General features: G+C 40.1%; 1 protein-coding gene. It reads right to left on the bottom strand.

What is annotated here, in order from left to right:
- Positions 1-267, bottom strand: a 267-nt coding sequence (gene gcvH, locus B2Y23_RS01620) for a glycine cleavage system protein GcvH (RefSeq protein ID WP_291368616.1), incomplete at its 3' end; no start/stop codon positions are given.
- Positions 268-372 lie beyond the last annotated feature (105 nt).

Genomic DNA, 372 nt, shown 5'->3' on the forward strand with positions numbered 1-372 from the left:
AAAATCAGGATCATCTTCAAGTGCTGAATTCACTTCAACCACTTCACCTGAAACAGGTGCATGGATGTCTGAAGCAGTTTTAACCGACTCAACTACACCAGCCTGTTCACCAGCAGTGATTTGTTGACCCACTTCTGGTGCTTCAACATAGACCAGATCACCCAAAGCATCCTGTGCATGGTCAGAAATACCGGTAATAACCAGATCACCTTCAACTTTGACCCATTCGTGCGTAGTGGCGTACTTTAACTCTGAAGGGTGATTCATGGATGACTCCTTTAAAATATTCAAATCATTTTTGCCATGTTTTATACATGTTTTTTGATAAAAACAAAAGTTTATAGATAAGGATCTTTACGCCAATTGCTTGGA

Origin of the sequence: Acinetobacter sp. UBA5934, assembly GCF_002430855.1 — a bacterium.
Taxonomy (GTDB): Bacteria; Pseudomonadota; Gammaproteobacteria; order Pseudomonadales; family Moraxellaceae; genus Acinetobacter.